Raw genomic sequence first — 22,572 nt, forward strand, 5'->3', positions numbered from 1 at the left:
TGAGCCAGATGAGCCAGGCGGCACAGAATCTCAACTGGTTGATCACCAACTTCGTGGACAACACCCCGGGTGTGTCCCACACCGTCGTCGTGTCCGCCGACGGTCTGCTGCTGGCGATGTCGGAGGGCTTCCCGCGCGACCGAGCCGACCAGCTGGCGGCCGTCGCGTCGGGCCTGACCTCGCTGACGGCGGGCGCGTCCCGGATCTTCGAGGGCGGCGACGTCGCCCAGACCGTCGTGGAAATGGAGCGGGGGTTCCTTTTCCTGATGTCGGTCTCGGACGGCTCGTCCCTCGCCGTACTGGCTCACCCCGAATGCGACATCGGCCTCGTCGGCTACGAGATGGCGCTCCTGGTCGACCGCGCGGGCGCGGTTCTCACGCCCGACCTGCGCGCCGAACTGCAAGGCAGTCTGCTCCACTGATCGCCCGGATCCAACCCGTCTCACCAAATCACCGTCCGGCCGCCACAATCCCCCCACTGGCCCTCACCCAGACGGCTTGACTGACCGACTTGCTGTCCCAGCCCGGAGGATTCATGACCCCGCCCACCGCCTCTCATGATCCGTACGCGGAGCCGTACGAGGATGAGGGCGACCAGCCGCTGGTACGTCCGTACGCGATGACCGGTGGCCGGACCCGGCCGCGGTACCAGCTGGCCATCGAGGCCCTGATCAGCACGACGGCAGACCCGGCAGCGCTCATGGGGCTCCTCCCGGAGCACCAGCGGATCTGCCACCTGTGCCGTGAAGTGAAGTCGGTCGCCGAGGTCTCCGCTCTGCTGTCCATGCCGCTGGGCGTGGCCAGGATCCTCGTCGCGGACCTCGCCGAAGCCGGCCTGGTCGCCATCCACCAGCCTGGTGGCGACGAGAACAACGGCGGCGCTCCGGACGTGACGCTGCTCGAAAGGGTGCTCAGTGGACTTCGCAAGCTCTGAACCGGGTCGGGCGACCACTTCCGCCAAGATCGTGGTGGCGGGTGGCTTCGGCGTGGGCAAGACCACGTTCGTCGGCGCCGTCTCGGAGATCAACCCGCTGCGCACCGAGGCCGTCATGACGTCCGCCAGCGCGGGCATCGACGACCTCACGCACACCGGTGACAAGACCACCACCACGGTGGCCATGGACTTCGGCCGTATAACCCTGGACCAGGACCTGATCCTGTACCTCTTCGGTACGCCGGGACAGGACCGCTTCTGGTTCATGTGGGACGACCTGGTGCGCGGCGCCATCGGCGCGGTGGTGCTCGTGGACACCCGGCGCCTGGCCGACTGCTTCCCCGCGGTCGACTACTTCGAGAACAGCGGCCTGCCGTTCGTGATCGCCCTCAACGGCTTCGACGGGCACCAGCCGTACACGCCCGACGAGGTGCGCGAGGCACTGCAGATCGGTCCGGACGCGCCGATCATCACGACCGACGCCCGGCACCGGTCCGATGCCAAGAGTGCGCTGATCACGCTGGTCGAACATGCGCTCATGGCCCGGCTGCGGTAGGGCAAGTCAACAGCGCCATACGGCAGTTGTCGTAGATGTGCCGGAGCCGGCTGTGGCCTTTGACACGGTCGGCTCCGTTGTTCATAACGTTTCGGCAGAGGAATCGGGTGGTACGGCCACTCGTCGCGTTCGAGCCGTCTCGCTGCGCGTACAAAAGCCCCGCCTTTTGGCGGGGCTCGTTCTTTATGACCGTTTTATCTAGGGCATTCACGGCTCGGAATCTGTTCCTTCCACTGTTTGGAAGAGCGCAGGCCCCCGTGCTGGAATGCGAGAACTGCCCAATAGTCAAAGACGTACTCAGCAGTACTGCGTACTCCTCGATGACGAACTGGGCTCTGAGACACAGCGGCACAACGTTGGTGCCGACCCCGCCGGAAGGTTGTTGGTCGAGTGAGGCGAAGCAAGAACAGTCCCGAGCCGTCGGCCCGGGGCAACTTCACCCCGCCGCCGCGCGGAGCGGCGCCCGCCCCTGTGCCCGGATCGGAACCTACGGCGGCGCCCGCCCCGAGCGGCGGCCGCCTCTCGCCGCGCAACTGGCGCGTGCCGACCCGGCTGAACGCGATCCTGCTCATACCCGTGATGGTCGGCCTCGTCATGGGCGGCTTCCAGGTGAAGAGCTCGATCGACACCTGGCAGGAGGCCGAGGACGCGGAGAACACCGCGCGCCTGGTCGCCGCCGCCCTCACCTACGGCGACGCCCTCCTGGTCGAGCGTGACGTGTCCGCCGCCCCCCTCCTCCAGGGCAAGGGCGAGGACGACCCGACCGTCGTCAAGGTCCGCGCCGCGACCGACAAGGCCGCCGACGCCTTCGACGAAGCCGCCCAGAACATGCCTGACCGGGCCAACCTGGAGCGCCGTCTGGAGCGCTTCCGCGAGGTCGAGCCCGAGCTGACGGACCTGCGTGCCGCCGCCTACACCAACAAGCTCCAGGGCGTGGAGACCGAAGAGGGCTACGTCGAGGTCGAGCACCGTCTGCTCGAGTTCTCCAACGAGCTGGGTCTCGGCACCGGAAACATCACCAGCTACGGCCGTACCGTCTACGCCATCTCGCTGACCAAGGGCGCTCTCTCGCTGGAGCGCTCCATCGGCATGCACATGCTGGTCAAGCCGGGCCCCAAGGCCACGGACCTGTCCCGCCAGCGGATCGCCCTGTCCTCGTACGCCTACCTGGAGGGCATCGCCATCCAGGAGTACACCAGCGGTGGTACCGAGGAGGACAACCAGAAGCTGGTCGACGCCACCAAGGAGATCAAGGCCGAGGGTGCTGCGATGGCCAAGGCGGCCGCGCAGAAGAACCCCGACTACGTGGCGCCGCCGGCCGACCCGGTCAAGATGGTCGGAGCGCTGGCCCAGCTGAGCTCCACGGACACCAGTGAGCGTGCCGCGCTCGCCTCGCAGGGCATCACCGCCGAGAACTGGTGGGCGGTCAACACCCTCAAGTACAACGCCTACCGCGACATCGAGAACGACCTCGCCAACACCGCGGTGAACGAGGCCTCCGTCATCTCCGACGACGCCAAGCGCGACGCCCTGATCACCGGTGCCGCCGTCGTGGTCGCCCTGCTCGCCGCGTTCATCCTGGCCGGCATGGTGGCCCGCCAGATGTCCCGCTCGATGCGCCAGCTGCGCAACGCCGCCTTCGGCATCGCCGAGCAGCGTCTGCCGATGCTGGTCGACCAGCTCTCGCGCACCGACCCCGGCCGCGTCGACACCCGGGTCGCGCCCATCCCGATCAACACCCGGGACGAGATCGGCGAAGTCGCCCGCGCCTTCGACCAGGTCCACCGCGAGGCCGTCCGGCTCGCCGCCGAGCAGGCTCTGCTGCGGGGCAACATCAACGCGATCTTCACCAACCTGTCGCGCCGCAACCAGTCGCTGATCGAGGGCCAGCTGACCCTGATCACCGACCTGGAGAACAACGAGGCCGACCCGGACCAGCTGGAGAACCTCTTCAAGCTGGACCACCTCGCGACCCGTATGCGCCGCAACGGCGAGAACCTCCTCGTCCTCGCCGGCGAGGAGCCCGGCCGCCGCTGGGACCAGCCGGTCCCGCTGGTCGACGTCCTGCGCGCCGCCTCCTCCGAGGTGGAGCAGTACGAGCGCATCGAGCTCTCCGGCGTCCCGGAGGCCGAGATCCACGGCCGCGCCGTGACCGACCTCGTGCACCTGCTCGCCGAGCTGCTGGAGAACGCGACGACGTTCTCCTCCCCGCAGACCAAGGTTCGTGTGACCGCCACCCGTCTCCCCGACGGTCGGGTCATGATCGAGATCCACGACAAGGGCATCGGCCTCACCGCCGAGGACTTCGCGGACATCAACCACAAGCTGGCCAACCCGCCGACCGTCGACGCCGCGATATCCCAGCGCATGGGCCTGTTCGTGGTCGGCCGGCTGTCCGACCGGCACGGCATCCGCGTCCAGCTGCGCCCCTCCGGCGAGCAGGCCGGCACCACCTCGCTGGTCATGCTGCCGGACGCCATCACCCACGGTGGCGGCGGCGAGCAGCAGGCGCCGGTCGACGAGTTCACCGTCTCGCAGATCATCCCGGAGCAGCACTTCCAGGGTGAGAACTTCAACCAGCAGCCGATGCGTACGGCCGCCGAGCTCGGCTTCGACGACAGCCGCTACACCGAGGTCCCTGACGACCTGCGCGACCTGGACCCGGTCGGCCGCTCCCTGATGCGTGAGGAGCGCCGTGCGGCCCTGGAGGCCGAGATCCACGGCCCGGGCGAGACCCCGGAGCTGACCGCCTACGCGAACGACTTCCCGGCCGAGCCCGCCTACGGCAACGGTCAGAACGACTTCGGCGACCAGCGCGAGGGCTACGACCGCCAGGCGTACGAGGACCAGCAGCAGGCGGCGTACGACGAGCAGCAGATGCCGTCGTACGACGAGCGGCAGCAGACGTACGACGACACGTACTACGCGCCGAACGGCGGCCTGCCGCGCAACGACACCTTCTCGTCCGGCGGCGGCTACCCCGAGCCCTCCTACGCGGAGCCCGCTCGTGAGGAGCCCGCAACCCGTCCTTCCGCCCCGGAGTCCTTCCCGGCCTTCGAGCAGCGGCGTACCCAGGACGACTGGCCGCAGCAGGACGGCTACCGCAACGGCTACCCGGACCAGTACGCTCCGCAGGCGGAATCCGCGCAGGCCGATGACGCAGGTGAGCGCGACCGCGTAGGCTTCGACCGTCCGGGCGCGGCCCCCGCCGCCGGCCACACGATGACCGACGCCGGGCTTCCGCGCCGCGGAGCCCCCGCGAACGGCAGCAACGGCGCACGGCCCGCGCGGCAGGAAGCGCCGACGCCGGCGCCCGTACCGGAGAACAACGGCGACGACTCCTGGCGCTCGCAGAACGACGAGCGCTGGCAGCAGGCCTCGGCTCTTCGCAAGCCCAAGGCAGGCGGGGTCACCTCCTCCGGTCTGCCCCGGCGGGTACCCAAGGCCAATCTGGTCCAGGGAGCCGCCGAAGCCACCCCTCAGGGCGGCCCACAGGTCTCCCGCGCTCCCGAGGACGTCCGGGGCAGGCTGAGCAACCTGCGCCGGGGCGTCCAGCGGGGCCGCAGTGCGGGAAGTGAAACGAACGGCCAGGGCTTCGGTCCTGACAGCACCTACAACCAGGAGCGTTAGTGTGAGCCCGATGAGCCAGGCGGCACAGAACCTGAACTGGTTGATCACCAACTTCGTGGACAACACCCCCGGGGTGTCGCACACGGTGGTGGTCTCCGCCGACGGACTCCTTCTGGCGATGTCCGAAGGCTTTCCGCGCGACCGCGCCGACCAGCTCGCGGCCGTCGCCTCCGGTCTGACGTCTCTGACGGCAGGCGCCTCCCGCATCTTCGAGGGCGGCAGCGTGAACCAGACGGTTGTGGAGATGGAGCGGGGATTCCTCTTCCTGATGTCCATCTCCGACGGTTCCTCCCTCGCCGTGCTCGCACATCCCGAGGCGGACATCGGCCTCATTGGGTACGAGATGGCGCTTCTGGTCGACCGTGCCGGTACGGTCCTGACGCCGGATCTGCGTGCGGAGCTCCAAGGGAGCCTGCTCAACTAACAGACAGCGGTGCGTTTTGGCGTCCCGTGGCCGTAAGGTTTCGGGACGCGGCTCCACATGATGGGTGCCAGGCACAGTCGGAGGAGGAGAGAAAGTGGCAACACCCCCAGACGGTTCGTCATCGGGCAACTGGTCGTACGGCCCTGCCCAGGGCCAGAACGACGGTTCCCAGAACCGGTACAACTTCCCCTCCCAGCCGAGCCAGAGGCAGCCGTACGCGCCGCAGGGCCCCGGGCCCTCGCCGTACGACCAGCCCCCGGCACCGCGCATCCAGCCGGTGCAGCCGCAGCGACGCGCCCCTGAGCCGGCGCCCGCCGGGGCGTCGAACAACCCCCTGGTGCGCCCGTACGCCATGACCGGCGGCCGGACGCGCCCTCGCTACCAGCTCGCCATCGAGGCGCTGGTGCACACCACCGCGCAGCCGCATCAGATGCAGGGCCAGTTGCCCGAGCATCAGCGGATCTGCAACCTCTGCCGTGAGATCAAGTCGGTCGCCGAGGTCTCGGCCCTGCTGACGATCCCTCTCGGCGTGGCCAGGATCCTCGTCGCCGACTTGGCGGAGGCGGGACTGGTCGCGATCCATCAGCCCGGCGGCGACGAGAACGCCGGCGGCCAGCCAGACGTGACACTGCTCGAAAGGGTGCTCAGTGGACTTCGCAAGCTCTAGCGGCGGTCCTTCCCGCTCCACCACCTCCGCGAAGATTGTGGTGGCGGGCGGCTTCGGCGTGGGCAAGACCACGTTCGTCGGCGCCGTCTCGGAGATCAACCCGCTGCGCACAGAGGCCGTGATGACGTCAGCTTCGGCGGGCATCGACGACCTCACTCACACCGGGGACAAGACGACCACGACGGTCGCCATGGACTTCGGACGCATCACCCTGGACCAGGACCTGATCCTGTACCTCTTCGGTACGCCCGGTCAGGACCGCTTCTGGTTCATGTGGGACGACCTGGTACGCGGCGCCATCGGCGCGATCGTCCTGGTGGACACCCGACGTCTCGCCGACTGCTTCCCCGCGGTCGACTACTTCGAGAATTCGGGTCTCCCCTTCGTGATCGCCCTGAACGGCTTCGACGGCAACCAGCCGTACAACCCGGACGAGGTCCGTGAGGCCCTCCAGATCGGCCCCGACACCCCGATCATCACGACCGACGCCCGCCACCGCGCGGACGCGAAGTCGGCCCTGATCACCCTGGTCGAACACGCCTTGATGGCCCGCCTGCGCTAGCGGCCCCCCTCTCCGGCCCGTTTCGGTCGCGGCCCTCGTTCCTCCTGCGGGAGGGACGGGGGCCGTTCGCCGTTCGTGGGCAGGGCCCGTCCGGCGCGCTCGATGCCCTCTCTGCGGGCCGACCTGACGGGCCGTGAGGAAATGGGCCGCGAGTCCTCCGCGATGCGCGTGGCGGCCCCTCTGCGGGCGGGACGCACCACGGCCCCGCTCTCCCTCGGGGAGAGCGGGGCCGTGGTGACCGGCAGATGTCAGCGCCAGCTGTGCGGGGCGCGGAAGCCCGGCTCGCGTTCCAGGCGGCGCCAGCCCGCCTTCGGGCGGCCTCGGTGGGTCGGCGCGGCGGTGGGCCGGGCGGCGGCGCGGGCCAGGAGGATCGCCGTGATGGCGGCGACTTCCTCGGGCTCGGCGTGGCCCTTCTCGACGCGGATATCAGGGAGGTTCATGGGTGTCAGTCTCCGTGAGAGAGGTTTCCGCAGTGGTACCGGTGGGTTACTGCGGGGGGTTGCCGTGCTTGCGGGACGGCAGGTCGGCGTGCTTGGTGTGCAGCATCGCCAGGGAGCGGACCAGGACTTCGCGGGTCTCGGCGGGGTCGATCACGTCGTCCACCAGGCCGCGCTCGGCCGCGTAGTACGGGTGCATGAGCTCGGACTTGTACTCCTTGACCATGCGCGCCCGCATGACCTCGGGGTCCTCGGCCTCGGCGATCTGCCGGCGGAAGATGACGTTGGCCGCGCCTTCCGCGCCCATCACGGCGATCTCGTTGGTCGGCCAGGCATAGGTGAGGTCCGCACCGATGGACTGGCTGTCCATGACGATGTAGGCACCTCCGTACGCCTTGCGCAGGATGAGCGAGATCCGCGGCACCGTCGCGTTGCAGTAGGCGTAGAGGAGCTTCGCGCCGTGCCGGATGATGCCGCCGTGCTCCTGGTCGACACCGGGAAGGAACCCGGGGACGTCCAGGAAGGTGACGATCGGAATGTTAAAAGCGTCACACATCTGGACAAAGCGCGCAGCTTTTTCCGACGCCTCGATGTCGAGGACACCCGCGAGGGACTGCGGCTGGTTGGCCACGATGCCGACGACCTGGCCGTCGAGCCGGGCGAGGGCGCAGATGATGTTGCGCGCCCAGCGCTCGTGGACCTCGAGGTACTCGCCGTCGTCGACGATCTCCTCGATGACCTTGGCCATGTCGTAGGGACGGTTGCCGTCCGCCGGGACCAGGTCGAGGAGCACCTCGCTGCGGCGGTCGGGCGCGTCCGTGGACTCCGCGCGGGGCGGGTTCTCACGGTTGTTCTGCGGGAGGAGCGAGAGGAGGTAGCGGACCTCCGCGATGCACGTCTCCTCGTCGTCGTAAGCGAAGTGGCAGACGCCGGAGGTCTCGGCGTGCACGTCGGCGCCGCCCAGGCCGTTCTGGGTGATCTCCTCGCCCGTCACGGCCTTGACCACGTCCGGGCCGGTGATGAACATCTGCGAGGTCTCGCGGACCATGAACACGAAGTCCGTGAGGGCCGGCGAGTACGCAGCGCCGCCCGCGCAGGGGCCGAGCATGACCGAGATCTGCGGGATGACGCCGGACGCCTTGGTGTTGCGCTGGAAGATGCCGCCGTAGCCGGCGAGCGCCGAGACGCCCTCCTGGATACGGGCGCCGGCGCCGTCGTTGAGGGAGACCAGCGGCGCACCGGCCGCGATGGCCATGTCCATGATCTTGTGGATCTTCGTGGCGTGGGCCTCGCCCAGCGCGCCGCCGAAGATCCGGAAGTCGTGGGCGTACACGAAGACCGTGCGGCCCTCGACCGTGCCCCAGCCGGTGATGACACCGTCGGTGTACGGCTTCTTGGCTTCCAGGCCGAATCCGACCGCGCGGTGCCGGCGCAGCTGCTCGACCTCCCGGAAGGTACCCGGGTCCAGGAGCAGCTCGATGCGCTCCCGGGCGGTCAGCTTGCCCTTGGCGTGCTGCGCCGCGGTCGCCTTCTCGCTCGGGCCGGCCAGCGCCTGCGCACGGATCTCGTGCAGCTCGGCCGTCCGCCCGCGGGCGTCGATCGGCTCACCCGGTGCCTCATCCAAAACGGTCATGTAGCGACCTTACGAAGGACGCGCGCGAAAGCGAGCCGTTGACTCCGTACAGTCTCCGGACCCATTTCCTGGTGCCACTGAACAGAACCCTGACCGCATGCAGCCTTTCCGACTGCTCAGAGGGCGTCCGCGTTGTGGAGGTCGCACAAAGCCGTCACGCGAGAGCCACCTCACATCGATGGGTCGCACATACCATCCCCGGAGTGACGCGGACGCGCAGTCGGCGTCCTGTCGCGAGGATCTCGACCGACTCGTCCGCCCGCAGGATCCGTCGTACGGGATGGTCCCAGACGATCTCCAGCGGCTCGCCGGTGCGCGGCGGCTCGCTCACGCAGAGCGTAGCGGTACGGCCCCGGCGCCGGAGCAGCACACTCGCGCCCGCGGAGGCGGTGAGGTCACCGGCCGTGCCCGGCTGCCAGAAGTTCGCGGCCGTCAGCCCCAGGGAGGGGACACGGACCGCCTGGCGGCCGGCGTCGTTGGCGAGGACCGACAGCCATGTCCGGTCGGCGGCACGGGCGGCCACCTCCGCGCGGCGGGCGCCGGGCATGAGCAGATAGACGTAGGCCGCGTCCGTCGGGTCGGTGCCGTGCTCCAGCCACAGGGTCTGCCAGCGGCGGGTGCGGCGCTCGATGGTGCTGGTGGTGTTGATGTCGGCCCAGGCGCCGGTGCGCTCCTCGCGCAGGGTGCGCAGTTCGCCGTACGGCACCACCCAGCCGCCGTGGCCGGCGAGGTGGGCCCAGCCGGGGCCGCGCAGCAGGGCCTGGGTGCCGTTCTCCCCCAGGTTGCGGTTGTCGACGACGGTCTCGACGGGCACGCCGTCCGTGCAGGTGATCCCGGCGCCCAGGCAGATCACGGCGTCCGCGGCGCAGAACCACGACTTGCGGGCCTCCAGCGTCGACCCCAGCCCCTTGAGGTGCTGTCCGATCGCCGCGTACTCGCCGTCGGTGGTGCCGCCGACCCATCGCACGGCGGGCTTGGGCGCACCCCACTCGCCGCCGGCCCTGTCGGGGAGGCGGCGGGTGGAGACGGTCGTGCCGGGCAGGCGGTACCAGTCGACGGTCGGCCAGTACCAGTCCGTGTACTGATCGCCCGTGCCGTCGGCCCACCAGGAGAGCATTCCGGCGCCGGTGTGCCAGCCGCGCGGGTTCTCGCCGTTGCCGCACTCGTAGTGGGCGATGCGGTCGCTCGCCATGGCGATGTTCGCGACGAAGCGCGGGCGGCGGTGCACCGCCCTGTCCATCGCGGCGAAGAGGTGGTGGCCGACGGGTTCGGCGGCCGCGGGAACCGGCGACTCGGCGACGGCGTGCAGGCGGGCGAGGTCGGCGACGTCGAACTGACGAGCCGTCAGGATCGGCGTGACGGTGTCCCGTTGGATCCAGCCCTTGACCCTGCCGTACCAGCGCTCGCGCTCCGCCGCGCTCGCGCCGTCCGCGAGCAGTGCGATCGCGGCGATGATGCCCTGTCCGTGGTAGTGGTCGCTGCGCATCACCTGCCGGTCGTCGCTCTTGAGGTAACCCCGGCTGATCGCACGGCCGTTGACGGCGTCCAGCACCAGACCGTCGTGGATGAGGGGCGCGTAGGCCCGCTCGACGCTGTCGAGGACGATCTGCCGGTTCGGGTCGGTCACCTCCCACTCGGATCCGGCGAGCAGCGCGAAGAGCCGGCCGAGGCCGTCGAGGAGGACCTGGCCGTAGGTGCCGGAGTAGGCGACCCAGGTGTGCTGGACGAAGGAGCCGTCGGCGTAGAGGCCGTCGCCCCTGGTGACGTACGGGAAGACCGGGGAGAGCGCGTCCCGGGCGAGTGCGATCTTCGCCGGGGTGCGGCCGAGGACGCCGCGCAGGGCGACGCTGCGGCACAGGTCGACGCGGTTGGCCCCGGTGGAGGTGCCGGAGTAGTCGGTGAGCATCGCGTCGGGGATGAAGTGGTCGACGGCCGCGCAGGCTGCGGCGATGCGGTCTTCGCCGAGGTGGTCGTACAGCGCCGCCGTGATGTCGGTCAGCAGGCGGGGGCTGCCGATCTGCCACTCCCACCAGTTGCCGTAGCGGGTGGTGGAGGGGTTGTAGACGGTGGTGGAGAGGTGGTCGAGGCCGCGCAGGATGTCGGCGAGCAGGCCGAGGTCGGCGGTGGAGCCGGTGCCCTGCCGGCTGTAGGCCTGGGTCATCGTCCACAGGCGGCCGTAGCTCTGGGTGATGCCGGCGGGCGGGTCGAAGGGGTGACCGGGCCACAGCGAGTTCGGGGCGGGGGCCATCGTGGCGCGGAAGCCGCGCGCGAGGGTGCCGGTCTCCGCGAGGCGGGAGGCGTACGGCTCCGTCGCCGGGTCGTAACCGGTGCCGAGGGCGATGTCGAGCCAGCGCAGGCGGAGCCCGTCGTAGGGGTCGGAGTCCGCCGCGCGGGCCGGGGTTCCGGCGGCCTGGGCGAAGGTCGCGGTGAGGGCGGCGGCGTACAGGAAGGCACGGCGCGTCGGAGTCATGTCCATGACCTATCACGTGACGGCGGGTAACTCCACCGACACACCCCAGAAGATGTTGAAAGCTGAACGGAATAGGTCTACGGTGGTCCGCGTTGAGTAGTTCAAGATTCAACATCACCTCCCGAGGAGCACACCATGGGCATCTTCAACCGCAAGGACACCGCCGACACCGCCACCGCGACCGCTGCCGCCGTCGTCAGCCCCGACCTGGCCGCGCTGACCGGTGAGTACACGATCGACCCGGCGCACTCCACGATCGGCTTCGTCGCGCGGCACGCCATGGTCACCAACGTCAAGGGCAAATTCCTCGACTTCAGCGGCTCGCTGCACCTGGACGGCAGCGACCCCTCGGCGTCGACCGCGTCCCTCGACATCAAGATGGACAGCATCGACACCGGTTCCGCGGACCGTGACGGCCACCTCAAGAGCGCGGACTTCTTCAAGATCGAGGAGTTCCCGACGATGACCTTCCGCTCCACCAAGGCGGAGGCCCTCGGCGGTGACGACTACCGCATCACCGGCGACCTGGAGATCCTCGGCACCACCAAGTCGATCACCATCGACCTCGAGTTCAACGGCGCCGCGAAGGACCCGTTCGGCAACGAGCGCGTCGGCTTCGAGGGCAAGGCGGAGATCCTGCGCTCCGAGTGGGGCCTGACCTGGAACGCCGCGCTGGAGACGGGCGGCGTGCTGGTCTCCGACAAGATCAAGCTGAACTTCGACATCTCGGCGATCCGGAACGCGTGACGCCACGCACCCCTCGAAGCGCCGGTGAGCAGCACGCTCACCGGCGCTTCGCCATGTCCCGCACGATCGCGGCGACCCGGGCCGCCCGGCCGCGTTCGGTCCGGGCCTGCAGAAGGCCGAGCATGACCTGGTAGCGCTCGGACCTGCCCAGCTTCTCGAAGGCCGCCCCGGCACTGGGGTTCTCCGCCAGCGCCGCCGCGAGCTCGGGCGGGACCTCCGCCACGGCCTGCGACTCGTACGCCCCCGCCCATCGGCCGTCCGCCTTCGCCGCCGCCACCTCGGCGAGGCCCGCCGGACGCATCCGGCCCTCGGCCACGAGTTCCGCCACCCGCCGCACATTGACCATCGACCAGACGCTGCCGGGCCGGCGCGGAGTGATCCGCTGGAGGTAGGCCGAGCCGTCGAGCCCCTTGCGCTGCCCCGTGATCCAGCCGTGGCACAGGGCCACGTCGTTCACCTCGGCGGCGGTGACGGACGGGATCCCCGAGTCCTTCTTGGCAACCTTGATCCAGAGGCCGGGGTGCGGGGCGGGGTGGCCGGCCAGCCAGGTGTCGAGGGCCTCTGCGGACTCGAAGGCGAGGGGCTGGATGCCGTCGGAGGGGGTCATGAGGGCACGTTAGGCCGGAAAGAGGTCGGATTCGGTCCTAGTTCGTTCGGTCCTGGTTCAGGGCTCGCGCGGCACCGGGAATCGGGCGTGTACGGCATTCAGCAGGCGGTACGACCTCAGGCTTTGGCCGTCACGGTGTCGAGCAGGGCCGCCGCCTCGTCGCGGGCGTGTGCCACGGGATCCGGGAACACGTTCAGGCCGTGGGCCACGAGGGCTCCCTCGTGCAGCAGCATCAGCGTCCGGCCCAGACGCTCGGCGTCGTCCGGGGCGATGTCCCGGGCCAGGCCGGTGAACAGCGCGAGCATCCACTCCTTCTGCCCGGCGATGACCGGGAACGCCGGATGGGACGGGTCGCTGATCTCGGCGTGCGCGTTGACCATGCTGCACCCCTTGGCGCCGAAGCTCGCCGACCATGCGCGCGAGGCGTCGAACACCGCCAGGACACGCGCCCGGGGCGTCGCGCGCGCCGCGTCGAGGTACTGGGCGAGGAAGGCCCGCCAGCGCTCGTCCCGGCCGGCCAGGTACTCCACGACGATCCGCTCCTTGGAGCCGAAGCGGTCGTAGAGGGTCTTCTTGGTCACCCCCGCCTCCGCGGCGATGAGGTCCACGCCGACGGCGTGGATGCCGCGCTCGTAGAACAGCCGCTCGGCGGCCTCCAGGACGCGCCGCGCGGCACGCGTCATCGTCACGCGCTGCGGCTGCTCTGCGATGCCCATGCCGGAAAGTATACCGATCTGTATAGTCGAAGGCGGAGCCGGATATACCGATCTGTCTACTGGATGTGGTCTCGTGAACGCCCTGCTCTCGATCGCGTTCGTCCTGTGCTGGAGCTCCGGGTTCATCGGGGCGAAACTCGGGGCGGGCAGCGCCGCCGCGGTCACGGTCCTGATGTGGCGGTTCCTGCCGCTCGCCGTGATCCTGCTCGTCGTCGCCGCCACCCTGGGGCGCGCGTCCTGGCGGGGGCTCGCCGCGCGGGACGTCGTACGGCAGGCCGCGATCGGTGTGCTGTCGCAGAGCGGCTATCTGCTCACCGTCTACTACGCCATCCAGCTCGGCGTCTCCAGCGGCACCACGGCCCTCATCGACGGCGTCCAGCCGCTGGTCGCCGGGGCACTGGCCGGGCCGCTGCTGGGGCAGTACGTCTCACGCAGGCAGTGGCTCGGCCTGTGCCTGGGGGTGGCCGGCGTCGCCCTCGTCACCACGGCCGACGCCATGGCCGCGAACGGTGTCGCCGCTTGGGCCTATCTCGTCCCGTTCCTCGGCATGCTCTCGCTGGTGGCGGCCACCTTCCTGGAGAGCCGCTCGCGCACCCGGGTCGCGCCCGGGGTGGCGCTGACCGTGCACTGCGCCACCAGTGCCGTGCTGTTCACGGTGTTCGCCGTGGCGGCGGGAGCGGCGGCACCGCCCGCCGAGGCCGGGTTCTGGGCGGCGGTCGTCTGGCTCGTGGTGCTGTCCACCTTCGGCGGGTACGGGCTGTACTGGCTCATCCTGCGCCGCTCCGGGGTGACCAAGGTCAACGCGCTCATGTTCCTCATGGCTCCGGTCACGGCGGTGTGGGGTGCGGTGATGTTCGGTGAGGCGTTCGGTGTGCAGACCGGCCTCGGCCTGGGCGTCGGCCTCGCGGCGGTCGCCGTGGTGCAGCGCGACGGCCGCGGCGGTCGCTCGCGGAAAACCGGTCGCTCCCCGCTTCCGGATCCGCATAGCCTGCCCGCGTGTCCAGCCCCGAAGCCTCAAGACTCCGGCCACCGGCTCTCCGGTGGCTGCTCGTGACGCCGGCCTGACGAGCGTTCTCGCTCGCCCTCGGGCCCGCCCGCTTCCGGGCTCACTCCGCCGCCGGACGGCCGCTTCGACGTGCCGTTTTCGACCTCGACTTCGGGTTGCGGAGTTTCTTCATGCCGTTCGCTCTCTTTCTGCTGGGCGTCGCCGTGTTCGCACAGGGGACGTCCGAATTCATGCTGTCCGGGCTCGTGCCGGACATCGCCCGGGACCTGGGGGTCTCCGTGCCCTCGGCCGGGGCGCTCACCTCGGCCTTCGCCGTGGGGATGGTGGCCGGGGCGCCGCTCATGGCCGGGCTCGCGCGACGCTGGTCGCGGCGGGGCGCGTTGCTGGGGTTCCTGGCGGTGTTCCTCGCCGGCCATGTCGTGGGGGCGGTGACCGACAGCTTCACGGTACTGGTCGCCACCCGTGTCGTCGGGGCGCTGGCCAACGCCGGGTTCCTGGCCGTCGCGCTCGTCACGGCCGTGGGGATGGTCGGGCCGGAGGCCGGGGGGCGGGCCACGTCCACCCTGCTCGGCGGGGTCACGCTGGCGTGTGTGGTGGGTGTCCCGGCAGGGGCGCTGCTCGGTCAACTCTGGGGCTGGCGCGCCGCGTTCTGGGCCGTCGCGTTGCTGTCGCTGCCCGCCGTGGTGGCCGTGGCCCGGTCCGTTCCCGCGGGCGCGGCCGACTCCGGGCGTCCCTCGCTGCGCGCCGAACTGCGGTCGCTGCGCAACCCACGGCTCCGCGTCGCCCTGCTCCTGGGCGCCCTCGTGAACGCGGCGACCTTCTGCACCTTCACCTATCTCGCGCCCCTGGTCACGCAGGTGACGGGGCTGGGAAGCGGGTGGGTGCCCGTCGTGCTCGCGCTGTTCGGCGCGGGGTCGTTCCTGGGGGTCGCCGTCGGCGGGCGCCTCGCCGACCGCCGCCCCGGGGCGGTTCTGACCGGCGGCGGTGGCGCCCTCTGCCTCGGATGGGCCGCGTTCGCACTCGCCGCCGGGACACCGGCCGTGGCACTCGGGCTCATCCTCGTGCAGGGCGCCCTGTCCTTCGGCGTCGGCTCCACGCTGATCTCGCAGGCGCTGCGTACCGCGTCCGACGCCCCCACCCTGTCCGGCGGCTTCGCGACGGCGGCCTTCAACGTCGGTGCGGCGCTGGGGCCTTGGCTCGGCGGTACGGCGATCGGGGCGGGCCTCGGGTACAGGTCGCCGGTGTGGGTCAGCGCCGCACTGGTCGCGGTGGCGCTGCTGACGGCCGGCCTGGCCGCACGGCGAAATCGGCGCGCGCCCGGATGCCGCACTCGGGCATCATGGCCGGCATGACCGCCACGTCCCGCCCGGACCCCGCATGGCTCGCCATCGCCTCGTACGAGTTCGAGAAGGGGAGCCGCCACCCCCTGGCCGCCGTGCGCGCCTGACTGCGTGAGCGCGGCATCGACTGGATGCCGTTCACCGCGGGCGAGGTCCGCTGGGATCGCGTGTGTGCGCCCGGGACCGACGGGCACTGGCGCGCCTGGATCACCGTCCATGTCGACGCCGGTGCCCTCCGACTGCTCGGACTGCACCCCGAGCAGCCGAGCTCCGTCGTCAACGGCCCCTCCCCGCCCGGCTGGTGGCATGCCGCCGGGGAGCGGTACGCGCGACCGGGGCCGGGCGGGCAACCCCGTGCCTGAACGGGCGTGGCCGGATTTTGCCCCTTGTGGTGGCGGTCACAGGATTCCCATAATCCAGCAAAGGAATTGACCGAGGCATGCCAGCAAATCTTCACTCCCCGTTTGGCATGCTCTCGACATTTCCGTGCTCTCTCCACGTTCGTATGTCCAACCCCCCACGGAAGGCATCACGTTGAAGAAGCTCCTCACCGCGCTCAAGAGATGCGCGGCCCTCGGCGCCGCCGCTCTCGCGATCGTCAGCCTTCAGCCCGTCTCGGCCGCGCAGGCCGCCGACTCCCGTGTCGTCGGCGGAACCCGTGCCACGCAGGGCGAGTTCCCGTTCATGGTCCGGCTCTCCATGGGCTGTGGCGGCGCGCTCTACACCCAGCAGATCGTGCTCACCGCCGCGCACTGCGTGGGCGCGACCGGCGCCAACACCTCCATCACCGCCACCGCGGGCGTCGTGGACCTCCAGTCCACCAGCGGCCGGGTGCAGGTCCGCTCCACGTACGTGTACCGGGCCCCCGGCTACAACGGCGACGGCAAGGACTGGGCGCTGATCAAGCTCGCCCAGCCGATCAACCTGCCGACGCTGAAGATCGCCACGACCACGCAGTACAACACCGGCACCTTCACCGTCGCCGGCTGGGGCGCGGCCACCGAGGGCGGTGCCCAGCAGCGCTACATGCTCAAGGCCAACGTGCCGTTCGTCAGCGACGCCCAGTGCCGCTCCTACAGCGGCTACAGCGGCCTCATCGCGAACGAGGAGATCTGTGCCGGTCTGCCCTCGGGCGGCGTCGACACCTGTCAGGGCGACTCCGGCGGCCCGATGTTCCGCCGCGACGCGAGCAACGCCTGGATCCAGGTCGGCATCGTCAGCTGGGGCATAGGCTGCGCCCGCCCCAACGCCCCCGGCGTCTACACGGAGGTCTCCACCTTCGCCTCCGCCATCGCCTCGGCGGCGTCCTCGCTCTGACCTCGCAGCGCCTCTGAACCACCACTGATACGGGCCCGGTGTCCTCGGACGCCGGGCCCGTGCCGTGCCCTGCGGTCCCGGCCCGCCTCCTCAGAAGCCTCCGCCGAAGTCCCCGCCGCCACCGAAGTCCCCGCCGCCGAATCCCCCGCCGTCGAAGCCGCCGAAGTCTCCGCTGTCGAAGTCGGCCCCGGAGACGTCGCCGCCCTCGTAACCGCCGTAGCCGTAGCCCGCGCCGTAGTCGGCCGCGTAGGACGGGGTGGCCATCATGGAACCGAGCAGGGTGCCGACGAGCAGGCCGGGCAGCAGGCCGCCGCCGAAGTAGCCGCCGGCCCAGGGGCCGTAGGCGGGTCCGGCCTCCCAGTACGGGCGGCGGCCCTGCTCGGTGTCGACCTCGCGGACCACGGGGTCGCGGCCCTCGGACAGCCGGGTGCGGTCGGCCGCGCAGACCGGGACCTCGCGGCTGGTGCCGCCGGGCGGCGTCCAGGTCTCGTCGGCCACGGACGGGCCGTGCCGCGGATCGAAGAAGCACGGCGGCCGGCGTTCCGGCAGCGGCCGGTGCTCCCGGCGGGCGGCCAGCTGGGTGAGGGAGAACCTGCCGTCGTCCAGGGCCTGGGTGACCGCCTTGACGTCCTCCGGTCTGCGGGCGGAGTCCATCAGCCGTTTCGCCTGGTCGTAGGAGTCCAGGGCCCGCTCGTAGTCCCCGCGCATCGCGTCGTCGGCGCCGGGTTCCGCCGGATGGAAGTCCAGGCGGTCCAGTTCCTCGCCGAACGCGGTGATGTCCTCGTCGACCACGACCCGCAGCTTCTCCAGCGCCGCCCGCTGTTCCGCCTCGTGGCGCCTGCGGTTGCGCCGGACCAGGGCGTACGCGCCCGCGCCGCCCGCCAGCACCACAGCGCCCACCGCGATCAGACCGCTGACGTCGACGCCCGCGCCGCCGCCGTCGCTCCAGCTCGCCGGCGCGGTACCGCGCACATTGCGCAGCGCGGAGTCGACGAAGTCGTTCAGCTGGGCCTTGGGGTCACCGGCCGACTGCACCGAGGCGACCAGGTTGTCCACGGGCTGCCGGGACATCACCGACGCGTCGGCGGCCGCGTCGAAGCGGTCGCCGACCCGGACGCCGTACAGGCCCGTGATGCCGGTCTCCGTGCGGAGGTTCAGCAGCAGGTTCTGCGTCGGCTGGTCGGCCGGCAGAACGGCCACGAAGACCGGTTTGTCGGCGTCCTCGATCTTGTCGGCGAGCGCCTCGGCGTCCGACGACGACAGCTGGTCCGAGGCGGCGGGGTCCACGTACACGGGACCGTCGCGCAGCGCCTCGGCGACCTGCGAAAGGTCGGTGGCCGCATGTGCGCCGGGCGCGCCTGCCGTGAGCACCGCGAGTGCGGCGGCGGCCGGCACGATCAGCGAGCGCATGAGGCCCCGGAAGAGCGGAGTCCTCATACTCTCGACGCTACCTGATCGACCGGGCAAAGGCGCCGGTCCCGGTGGCTGGAACCCACCGGGACCGGCAGCCGCACGGCATCCCGCCGCGTGCCGTACGGCGGCTCAGGCCGCGCGGTACGCCGTCCGTGCGAGAGGTGAACGCGGTGAAGGGCGGGCCGGTCGTGGGCTGGCTCTGCGAAGGCGAGGTGGTGGAGACGAGCTGGGCGGTTCTTCGCATGGAAGGTCCCTCGACTCTCATCGGTCCGCCTATGACTTACCTCACGCCTTGAGTTAACTGCGGACATCATGTGGCGTCAAGACTTCACGTCAGAACCGGTACACCCCCAAGTCCCGGCTGGATCAATGGCGTTGTCCCTTCATCTCATGAACGCGCGACCTCTTGACGCGTACACGAAGCCGTCATTTACTCACGCCTCGCATGCCCCATCACCCCCACCTGAAGAAGGGCTGCGCTCCATGAGGAGATCCACTCGGACGCTCGGGCTGCTTGTCGCCGGGCTCCTCACCACCGCCGGTTTCTCGGCGGCCACGCCCGCGCAGGCCGCGGGCGAGCAGGTCACCGCCTGGCTCACCACGACGGACGACTCCGGCGGCCGCCATGTGGTCCGCGGGCTCCAGCAGCAGACGCCGTTCGCCTTCCAGGCGGGCTCCGGCGGCAGCGGCGAGAACATCACCGTCGACGAGAACACCCGCTATCAGACCTTCACCGGCGGCGGCGCGTCCTTCACGGACACCGCGGCCTGGCTGATGGACGGCAGCGGCGCGCTGTCGCAGGCCACGAAGGACGACACGATGCGCAAGCTGTTCTCCCCGACGGAGGGCATCGGTCTTTCGTTCCTGCGCAACCCCATGGGCGGCTCGGACCTCGCCCGCTTCGGCTACACCTACGACGACGTGCCGGCCGGGCAGACCGATCCGGACCTGTCCGAGTTCTCGATCGCACACGACCTCCAGGACGTCGTGCCGCTGACCAAGCAGGCGCGTCAGCTCAATCCACAGCTCACCGTGATGGCCTCGCCGTGGACGGCGCCGGCCTGGATGAAGGACAACGGGCAGCTCAACGGCGGCTGGCTGAAGGCGGAGCACTACGGGGCGTACGCCGCGTACTTCGTGAAGTACGCGCAGGCCTATCAGGCCCAGGGCGTTCCGATCGCATACGTCAGCGCGCAGAACGAGCCGACCTGCTGCGCGGGCTATCCGTCGATGAGCTGGAACGCGAGCGGACTCGCGTACTTCACCAAGAACGAGCTGCTGCCCAAGCTCCAGGCGGCCGGGCTGTCCACCAAGGTGCTGGCGCACGACTGGAACTGGGACACCTACGACGCCTACGCCGCGCAGACGGTCGACGACGCGGCGGTGCGCAACCACCCGAACTTCGGCGGCATCGCCTGGCACGGGTACGGCGGTGACGTGGCCAAGCAGACGCAGGTGCACAACCAGTACCCGCAGCTGGACGCCTTCGGTACCGAGCACTCGGGCGGCACGTGGATCGCCAACCAGCAGCGCGAGGACATGATGAACATCATCGACTACACCCGCAACTGGGCGAAGTCGGTGACGAAGTGGTCGCTCGCGGTGGACCAGAACCGGGGGCCGCACAACGGCGGCTGCGGCACCTGCGACGGGCTGGTCACCGTGCACAACGGGGACTCGCGGCACGGGCAGGTGGACTACACCGTCGAGTACTACACGATGGGCCATCTGACGAAGTTCGTGAAGCCGGGTGCGCAGCGGGTCGCGTCCACGGCGTCGTCGTCGGTGCCGAACGTGGCGTGGCGCAACCCTGACGGGTCGAAGGCGCTGATCGCGTACAACGACGGGTCGACCGCCAGGACGGTGACGATCAACTGGGGTTCGCAGCACGCGACTTACTCGCTGCCGGGCAAGACGTCGGCGACCTTCACCTGGGCGGGCACGCAGACCGAGGGGCCGTCGCAGTCAGGGGCGCTGGTGGGTCTCGCGGGCAAGTGCCTTGACGTGGCGGGCGGTTCGGCCGCCAACGGGACGGCTGTGCAGCTCTACGACTGCAACGGCTCCACGGCCCAGCGGTGGACCGTGCAGGCGGACGGGTCGGTGCGGGCGCTGGGCAAGTGCATGGACGTCACTTCCGGCTCGGCCGCGGACGGGGCGAAGGTCCAGCTGTACGACTGCAACGGCTCGGGTGCGCAGCTGTGGTCGTACAACGCCTCCACCGGGGACGTGGTCAACCGTGCCGCGAACAAGTGCCTGGACGTGACGGGCAACTCCTCGGCGAACGGTTCCCGCGCGCAGATCTGGAGCTGCACGGGGGCCGCGAACCAGAAGTGGCGTCTTCAGTAGCACGTCCCCCTGCGCTGTCGGCGGCTGCGGGACCGCAGCCGCCGTACGCGTGTGTCCCTATTCCGCCGGAGTCACACCCGCGCGCAGCAGGCCGTAGGTGTAGGCGTCCTCCAGGGCCTGCCAGGAGGCGGCGATGACGTTTTCGGCCACGCCCACCGTGGACCACTCGCCCGCTCCGTCGGACGTGGAGATCAGGACCCGGGTCGTGGACTGGGTGCCGTGCACGCCCTCCAGGATGCGGACCTTGTAGTCGACGAGGTCGAGCTTGGCGAGCTGGGGGTAGATCTTTTCGAGGGCCACCCGGAGCGCGCGGTCGAGGGCGTTGACCGGGCCGTTGCCCTCGGCCGTGGCGACGATGCGCTCGCCCTTGGCGAAGAGCTTGACCGTGGCCTCGTTGGCGTGGCTGCCGTCGGGGCGGTCCTCGACGATCGCCCGCCAGGACTCGACCTGGAAGTAGCTGAGCGGCTTGCCCTCGACCTCGGTGCGCAGCAGGAGTTCGAAGCTCGCGTCGGCCGCCTCGTAGGTGTAGCCCTTGAGCTCGCGCTCCTTCACGCGCTCGACCACCCGGCCGACCAGTTCGCGGTCGCCGCCGAGGTCGATGCCGAGCTCCTTGCCTTTGAGCTCGATCGAGGCGCGGCCTGCCATGTCGGAGACCAGCATCCGCATGGTGTTGCCGACCTGCTCGGGGTCGATGTGCTGGTACAGGTCCGGGTCGACCTTGATCGCGGAGGCGTGCAGTCCGGCCTTGTGCGCGAAGGCGGAGACACCGACGTAGGGCTGGTGGGTGGAGGGGGTGAGGTTCACGACCTCGGCGATGGCGTGGGAGATCCTCGTCATCTCGCGCAGGCGGCCCTCGGGGAGGACCTTCTTGCCGTACTTGAGCTCCAGGGCCGCCACGACCGGGAAGAGATTGGCGTTGCCGACGCGCTCGCCGTAGCCGTTGGCGGTGCACTGCACGTGGGTCGCGCCCGCGTCGACCGCGGCGAGGGTGTTGGCGACCGCGCAGCCCGTGTCGTCCTGGGCGTGGATGCCGAGCCGGGCGCCGGTGTCGGCGAGGACGGTGGAGACGACGGCCTGGATCTGGGCAGGGAGCATGCCGCCGTTGGTGTCGCAGAGGATCACGACGTCCGCGCCGGCCTCCGACGCCGTACGGACTACGGCTTTCGCGTACTCGGGGTTGGCGCGGTAGCCGTCGAAGAAGTGCTCGCAGTCGACGAAGACCCGGCGGCCCTGGGCGCGCAGGTAGGACACCGTGTCGCGGACCATCTCCAGGTTCTCGTCCAGGGTGGTGCGCAGGGCCAGCTCGACATGGCGGTCGTGCGACTTCGCGACCAGGGTGATCACCGGGGCGCCGGACTCCAGCAGCGCGTTGACCTGCGGGTCCTCGGACGCCTTGCCGCCCGCTCGCCGGGTGGCGCCGAAGGCGACCAGCTGGGCGTTCTTGAAGTCGATCTCCTGCTGGGCGCGGGCGAAGAACTCGGTGTCGCGCGGGTTGGCACCGGGCCAGCCGCCCTCGATGAAGCCCACACCGAACTCGTCCAGGTGCCGTGCGATGGCCAGCTTGTCCGCGACGGTGAGGTTGATGCCCTCCCGCTGCGCGCCGTCGCGCAGGGTGGTGTCGAAGACGTGGAACGAATCGTCGAGCTCGCTGGTTGCGGTCATGGTGTCAAGGCTCCTGCTGTTGGATCCCGTTGGATCGCGGTCTTTACCGGAATGACCGGCTCCACCGTCCTCCTATGATCCCTCGCGCTCTGCTCCCGGCTGAAG

20 protein-coding genes are annotated in these 22,572 nt (G+C 70.3%); 13 read left to right on the forward strand and 7 right to left on the reverse strand.

Going from position 1 to position 22,572, the window contains the following annotated elements; genetic code table 11:
- The first annotated feature begins 8 nt into the window (after window positions 1-8).
- From CP983_RS12895 to CP983_RS12925, 7 genes are all read left to right on the forward strand, one after another.
- Window positions 9-422 (forward strand): roadblock/LC7 domain-containing protein, encoded by a 414-nt coding sequence (locus tag CP983_RS12895; protein WP_005479910.1) that lies wholly within the window; start codon window positions 9-11, stop codon window positions 420-422.
- 113 nt (window positions 423-535) lie between these two features.
- A complete protein-coding gene (locus CP983_RS12900; protein ID WP_003997626.1) occupies window positions 536-934 on the forward strand; it encodes a DUF742 domain-containing protein in 399 nt (132 codons plus the stop codon).
- Window positions 915-1,490: a GTP-binding protein gene (locus tag CP983_RS12905; protein ID WP_030948707.1), complete on the forward strand. Its 576-nt coding sequence runs from the start codon at window positions 915-917 to the stop codon at window positions 1,488-1,490. The genes CP983_RS12900 and CP983_RS12905 overlap by 20 nt, the downstream gene beginning before the upstream one ends.
- Before the next feature lie 390 nt (window positions 1,491-1,880).
- Entirely contained in the window at window positions 1,881-5,120 is a 3,240-nt protein-coding gene (locus CP983_RS12910; RefSeq protein WP_150499679.1) for a sensor histidine kinase, read from the forward strand.
- A gap of 10 nt (window positions 5,121-5,130) precedes the next feature.
- On the forward strand, window positions 5,131-5,544 hold the full coding sequence (locus tag CP983_RS12915) for a roadblock/LC7 domain-containing protein (RefSeq protein ID WP_030948713.1): 414 nt from the start codon (window positions 5,131-5,133) through the stop codon (window positions 5,542-5,544).
- A gap of 94 nt (window positions 5,545-5,638) precedes the next feature.
- Window positions 5,639-6,211, forward strand: coding sequence for a DUF742 domain-containing protein (locus CP983_RS12920; protein WP_030948717.1), 573 nt, complete (start codon window positions 5,639-5,641; stop codon window positions 6,209-6,211).
- Window positions 6,192-6,773, forward strand: a complete 582-nt coding sequence (locus CP983_RS12925; protein ID WP_026248371.1) for a GTP-binding protein — start codon at window positions 6,192-6,194, stop codon at window positions 6,771-6,773. Before CP983_RS12920 ends, CP983_RS12925 begins: the two co-directional genes overlap by 20 nt.
- A 248-nt stretch (window positions 6,774-7,021) precedes the next feature.
- Here the strand turns inward: CP983_RS12925 and CP983_RS12930 are convergent, their stop codons facing one another.
- The 3 genes from CP983_RS12930 to CP983_RS12940 all read right to left on the reverse strand — a co-directional run bounded on the left by CP983_RS12930 (window position 7,022) and on the right by CP983_RS12940 (window position 11,313).
- Window positions 7,022-7,213, reverse strand: coding sequence for an acyl-CoA carboxylase subunit epsilon (locus CP983_RS12930; RefSeq protein ID WP_125524965.1), 192 nt, complete (start codon window positions 7,211-7,213; stop codon window positions 7,022-7,024).
- A gap of 46 nt (window positions 7,214-7,259) precedes the next feature.
- Entirely contained in the window at window positions 7,260-8,843 is a 1,584-nt protein-coding gene (locus CP983_RS12935; protein ID WP_125524966.1) for an acyl-CoA carboxylase subunit beta, read from the reverse strand.
- 154 nt (window positions 8,844-8,997) lie between these two features.
- The gene (locus CP983_RS12940; protein WP_167537694.1) at window positions 8,998-11,313 is read right to left on the reverse strand and encodes a polysaccharide lyase 8 family protein; all 2,316 of its coding nucleotides are present in this window, start codon (window positions 11,311-11,313) and stop codon (window positions 8,998-9,000) included.
- 135 nt (window positions 11,314-11,448) lie between these two features.
- Here CP983_RS12940 and CP983_RS12945 point away from each other — a divergent pair, with 135 nt between their 5' ends.
- Window positions 11,449-12,060 carry a YceI family protein gene (locus tag CP983_RS12945; RefSeq protein WP_150499681.1) on the forward strand — a complete coding sequence of 204 codons (612 nt, stop codon included), beginning with the start codon at window positions 11,449-11,451 and terminating at the stop codon, window positions 12,058-12,060.
- Between the two features lie 37 nt (window positions 12,061-12,097).
- Here CP983_RS12945 and CP983_RS12950 read toward each other — a convergent pair whose 3' ends face one another.
- Both CP983_RS12950 and CP983_RS12955 read right to left on the reverse strand, forming a co-directional pair.
- Entirely contained in the window at window positions 12,098-12,667 is a 570-nt protein-coding gene (locus CP983_RS12950; protein ID WP_150499682.1) for a YdeI/OmpD-associated family protein, read from the reverse strand.
- Between the two features lie 116 nt (window positions 12,668-12,783).
- Window positions 12,784-13,383, reverse strand: a complete 600-nt coding sequence (locus CP983_RS12955; RefSeq protein WP_150499683.1) for a TetR/AcrR family transcriptional regulator — start codon at window positions 13,381-13,383, stop codon at window positions 12,784-12,786.
- Window positions 13,384-13,456: 73 nt separating this feature from the next.
- On the opposite strand from CP983_RS12955, the gene CP983_RS12960 reads away from it, so the two are divergent.
- The 4 genes from CP983_RS12960 to CP983_RS12975 all read left to right on the forward strand — a co-directional run bounded on the left by CP983_RS12960 (window position 13,457) and on the right by CP983_RS12975 (window position 17,046).
- Window positions 13,457-14,437: a DMT family transporter gene (locus CP983_RS12960; protein ID WP_150499684.1), complete on the forward strand. Its 981-nt coding sequence runs from the start codon at window positions 13,457-13,459 to the stop codon at window positions 14,435-14,437.
- Between the two features lie 122 nt (window positions 14,438-14,559).
- Window positions 14,560-15,741 (forward strand): Cmx/CmrA family chloramphenicol efflux MFS transporter, encoded by a 1,182-nt coding sequence (locus CP983_RS12965; RefSeq protein ID WP_150499685.1) that lies wholly within the window; start codon window positions 14,560-14,562, stop codon window positions 15,739-15,741.
- A gap of 119 nt (window positions 15,742-15,860) precedes the next feature.
- Window positions 15,861-16,091 carry a hypothetical protein gene (locus tag CP983_RS12970; RefSeq protein ID WP_150499686.1) on the forward strand — a complete coding sequence of 77 codons (231 nt, stop codon included), beginning with the start codon at window positions 15,861-15,863 and terminating at the stop codon, window positions 16,089-16,091.
- Window positions 16,092-16,263: 172 nt separating this feature from the next.
- Window positions 16,264-17,046 carry a serine protease gene (locus tag CP983_RS12975; RefSeq protein ID WP_125524974.1) on the forward strand — a complete coding sequence of 261 codons (783 nt, stop codon included), beginning with the start codon at window positions 16,264-16,266 and terminating at the stop codon, window positions 17,044-17,046.
- A gap of 90 nt (window positions 17,047-17,136) precedes the next feature.
- Here the strand turns inward: CP983_RS12975 and CP983_RS12980 are convergent, their stop codons facing one another.
- Window positions 17,137-18,483 (reverse strand): hypothetical protein, encoded by a 1,347-nt coding sequence (locus CP983_RS12980; protein WP_150499687.1) that lies wholly within the window; start codon window positions 18,481-18,483, stop codon window positions 17,137-17,139.
- A 459-nt stretch (window positions 18,484-18,942) separates the two neighbouring features.
- On the opposite strand from CP983_RS12980, the gene CP983_RS12985 reads away from it, so the two are divergent.
- Complete coding sequence (locus tag CP983_RS12985) at window positions 18,943-20,805, forward strand: lectin (RefSeq protein WP_150499688.1); 1,863 nt, start codon at window positions 18,943-18,945, stop codon at window positions 20,803-20,805.
- 57 nt (window positions 20,806-20,862) lie between these two features.
- Here CP983_RS12985 and cimA read toward each other — a convergent pair whose 3' ends face one another.
- Window positions 20,863-22,467 carry a citramalate synthase gene (cimA, locus tag CP983_RS12990; RefSeq protein ID WP_107902485.1) on the reverse strand — a complete coding sequence of 535 codons (1,605 nt, stop codon included), beginning with the start codon at window positions 22,465-22,467 and terminating at the stop codon, window positions 20,863-20,865.
- Window positions 22,468-22,572: the final 105 nt, after the last annotated feature.

The sequence above is a fragment of the Streptomyces chartreusis genome (assembly GCF_008704715.1).
GTDB classification, from domain to species: domain Bacteria; phylum Actinomycetota; class Actinomycetes; order Streptomycetales; family Streptomycetaceae; genus Streptomyces; species Streptomyces chartreusis.

What these genes read in the sequence shown, in the direction of transcription:
- CP983_RS12895 (WP_005479910.1), top strand. Translation starts at nt 9, where the DNA reads ATGAGCCAGGCGGCACAGAATCTCAACTGGTTGATCACCAACTTCGTG.
- CP983_RS12900 (WP_003997626.1), top strand. Translation starts at nt 536, where the DNA reads ATGACCCCGCCCACCGCCTCTCATGATCCGTACGCGGAGCCGTACGAG.
- CP983_RS12915 (WP_030948713.1), top strand. Translation starts at nt 5,131, where the DNA reads ATGAGCCAGGCGGCACAGAACCTGAACTGGTTGATCACCAACTTCGTG.
- CP983_RS12930 (WP_125524965.1), bottom strand. Translation starts at nt 7,213, where the DNA reads ATGAACCTCCCTGATATCCGCGTCGAGAAGGGCCACGCCGAGCCCGAG.
- CP983_RS12935 (WP_125524966.1), bottom strand. Translation starts at nt 8,843, where the DNA reads ATGACCGTTTTGGATGAGGCACCGGGTGAGCCGATCGACGCCCGCGGG.
- CP983_RS12940 (WP_167537694.1), bottom strand. Translation starts at nt 11,313, where the DNA reads ATGACTCCGACGCGCCGTGCCTTCCTGTACGCCGCCGCCCTCACCGCG.
- CP983_RS12945 (WP_150499681.1), top strand. Translation starts at nt 11,449, where the DNA reads ATGGGCATCTTCAACCGCAAGGACACCGCCGACACCGCCACCGCGACC.
- CP983_RS12950 (WP_150499682.1), bottom strand. Translation starts at nt 12,667, where the DNA reads ATGACCCCCTCCGACGGCATCCAGCCCCTCGCCTTCGAGTCCGCAGAG.
- CP983_RS12955 (WP_150499683.1), bottom strand. Translation starts at nt 13,383, where the DNA reads ATGGGCATCGCAGAGCAGCCGCAGCGCGTGACGATGACGCGTGCCGCG.
- CP983_RS12965 (WP_150499685.1), top strand. Translation starts at nt 14,560, where the DNA reads ATGCCGTTCGCTCTCTTTCTGCTGGGCGTCGCCGTGTTCGCACAGGGG.
- CP983_RS12970 (WP_150499686.1), top strand. Translation starts at nt 15,861, where the DNA reads ATGCCGTTCACCGCGGGCGAGGTCCGCTGGGATCGCGTGTGTGCGCCC.
- CP983_RS12980 (WP_150499687.1), bottom strand. Translation starts at nt 18,483, where the DNA reads ATGAGGACTCCGCTCTTCCGGGGCCTCATGCGCTCGCTGATCGTGCCG.
- CP983_RS12985 (WP_150499688.1), top strand. Translation starts at nt 18,943, where the DNA reads ATGAGGAGATCCACTCGGACGCTCGGGCTGCTTGTCGCCGGGCTCCTC.
- cimA (WP_107902485.1), bottom strand. Translation starts at nt 22,467, where the DNA reads ATGACCGCAACCAGCGAGCTCGACGATTCGTTCCACGTCTTCGACACC.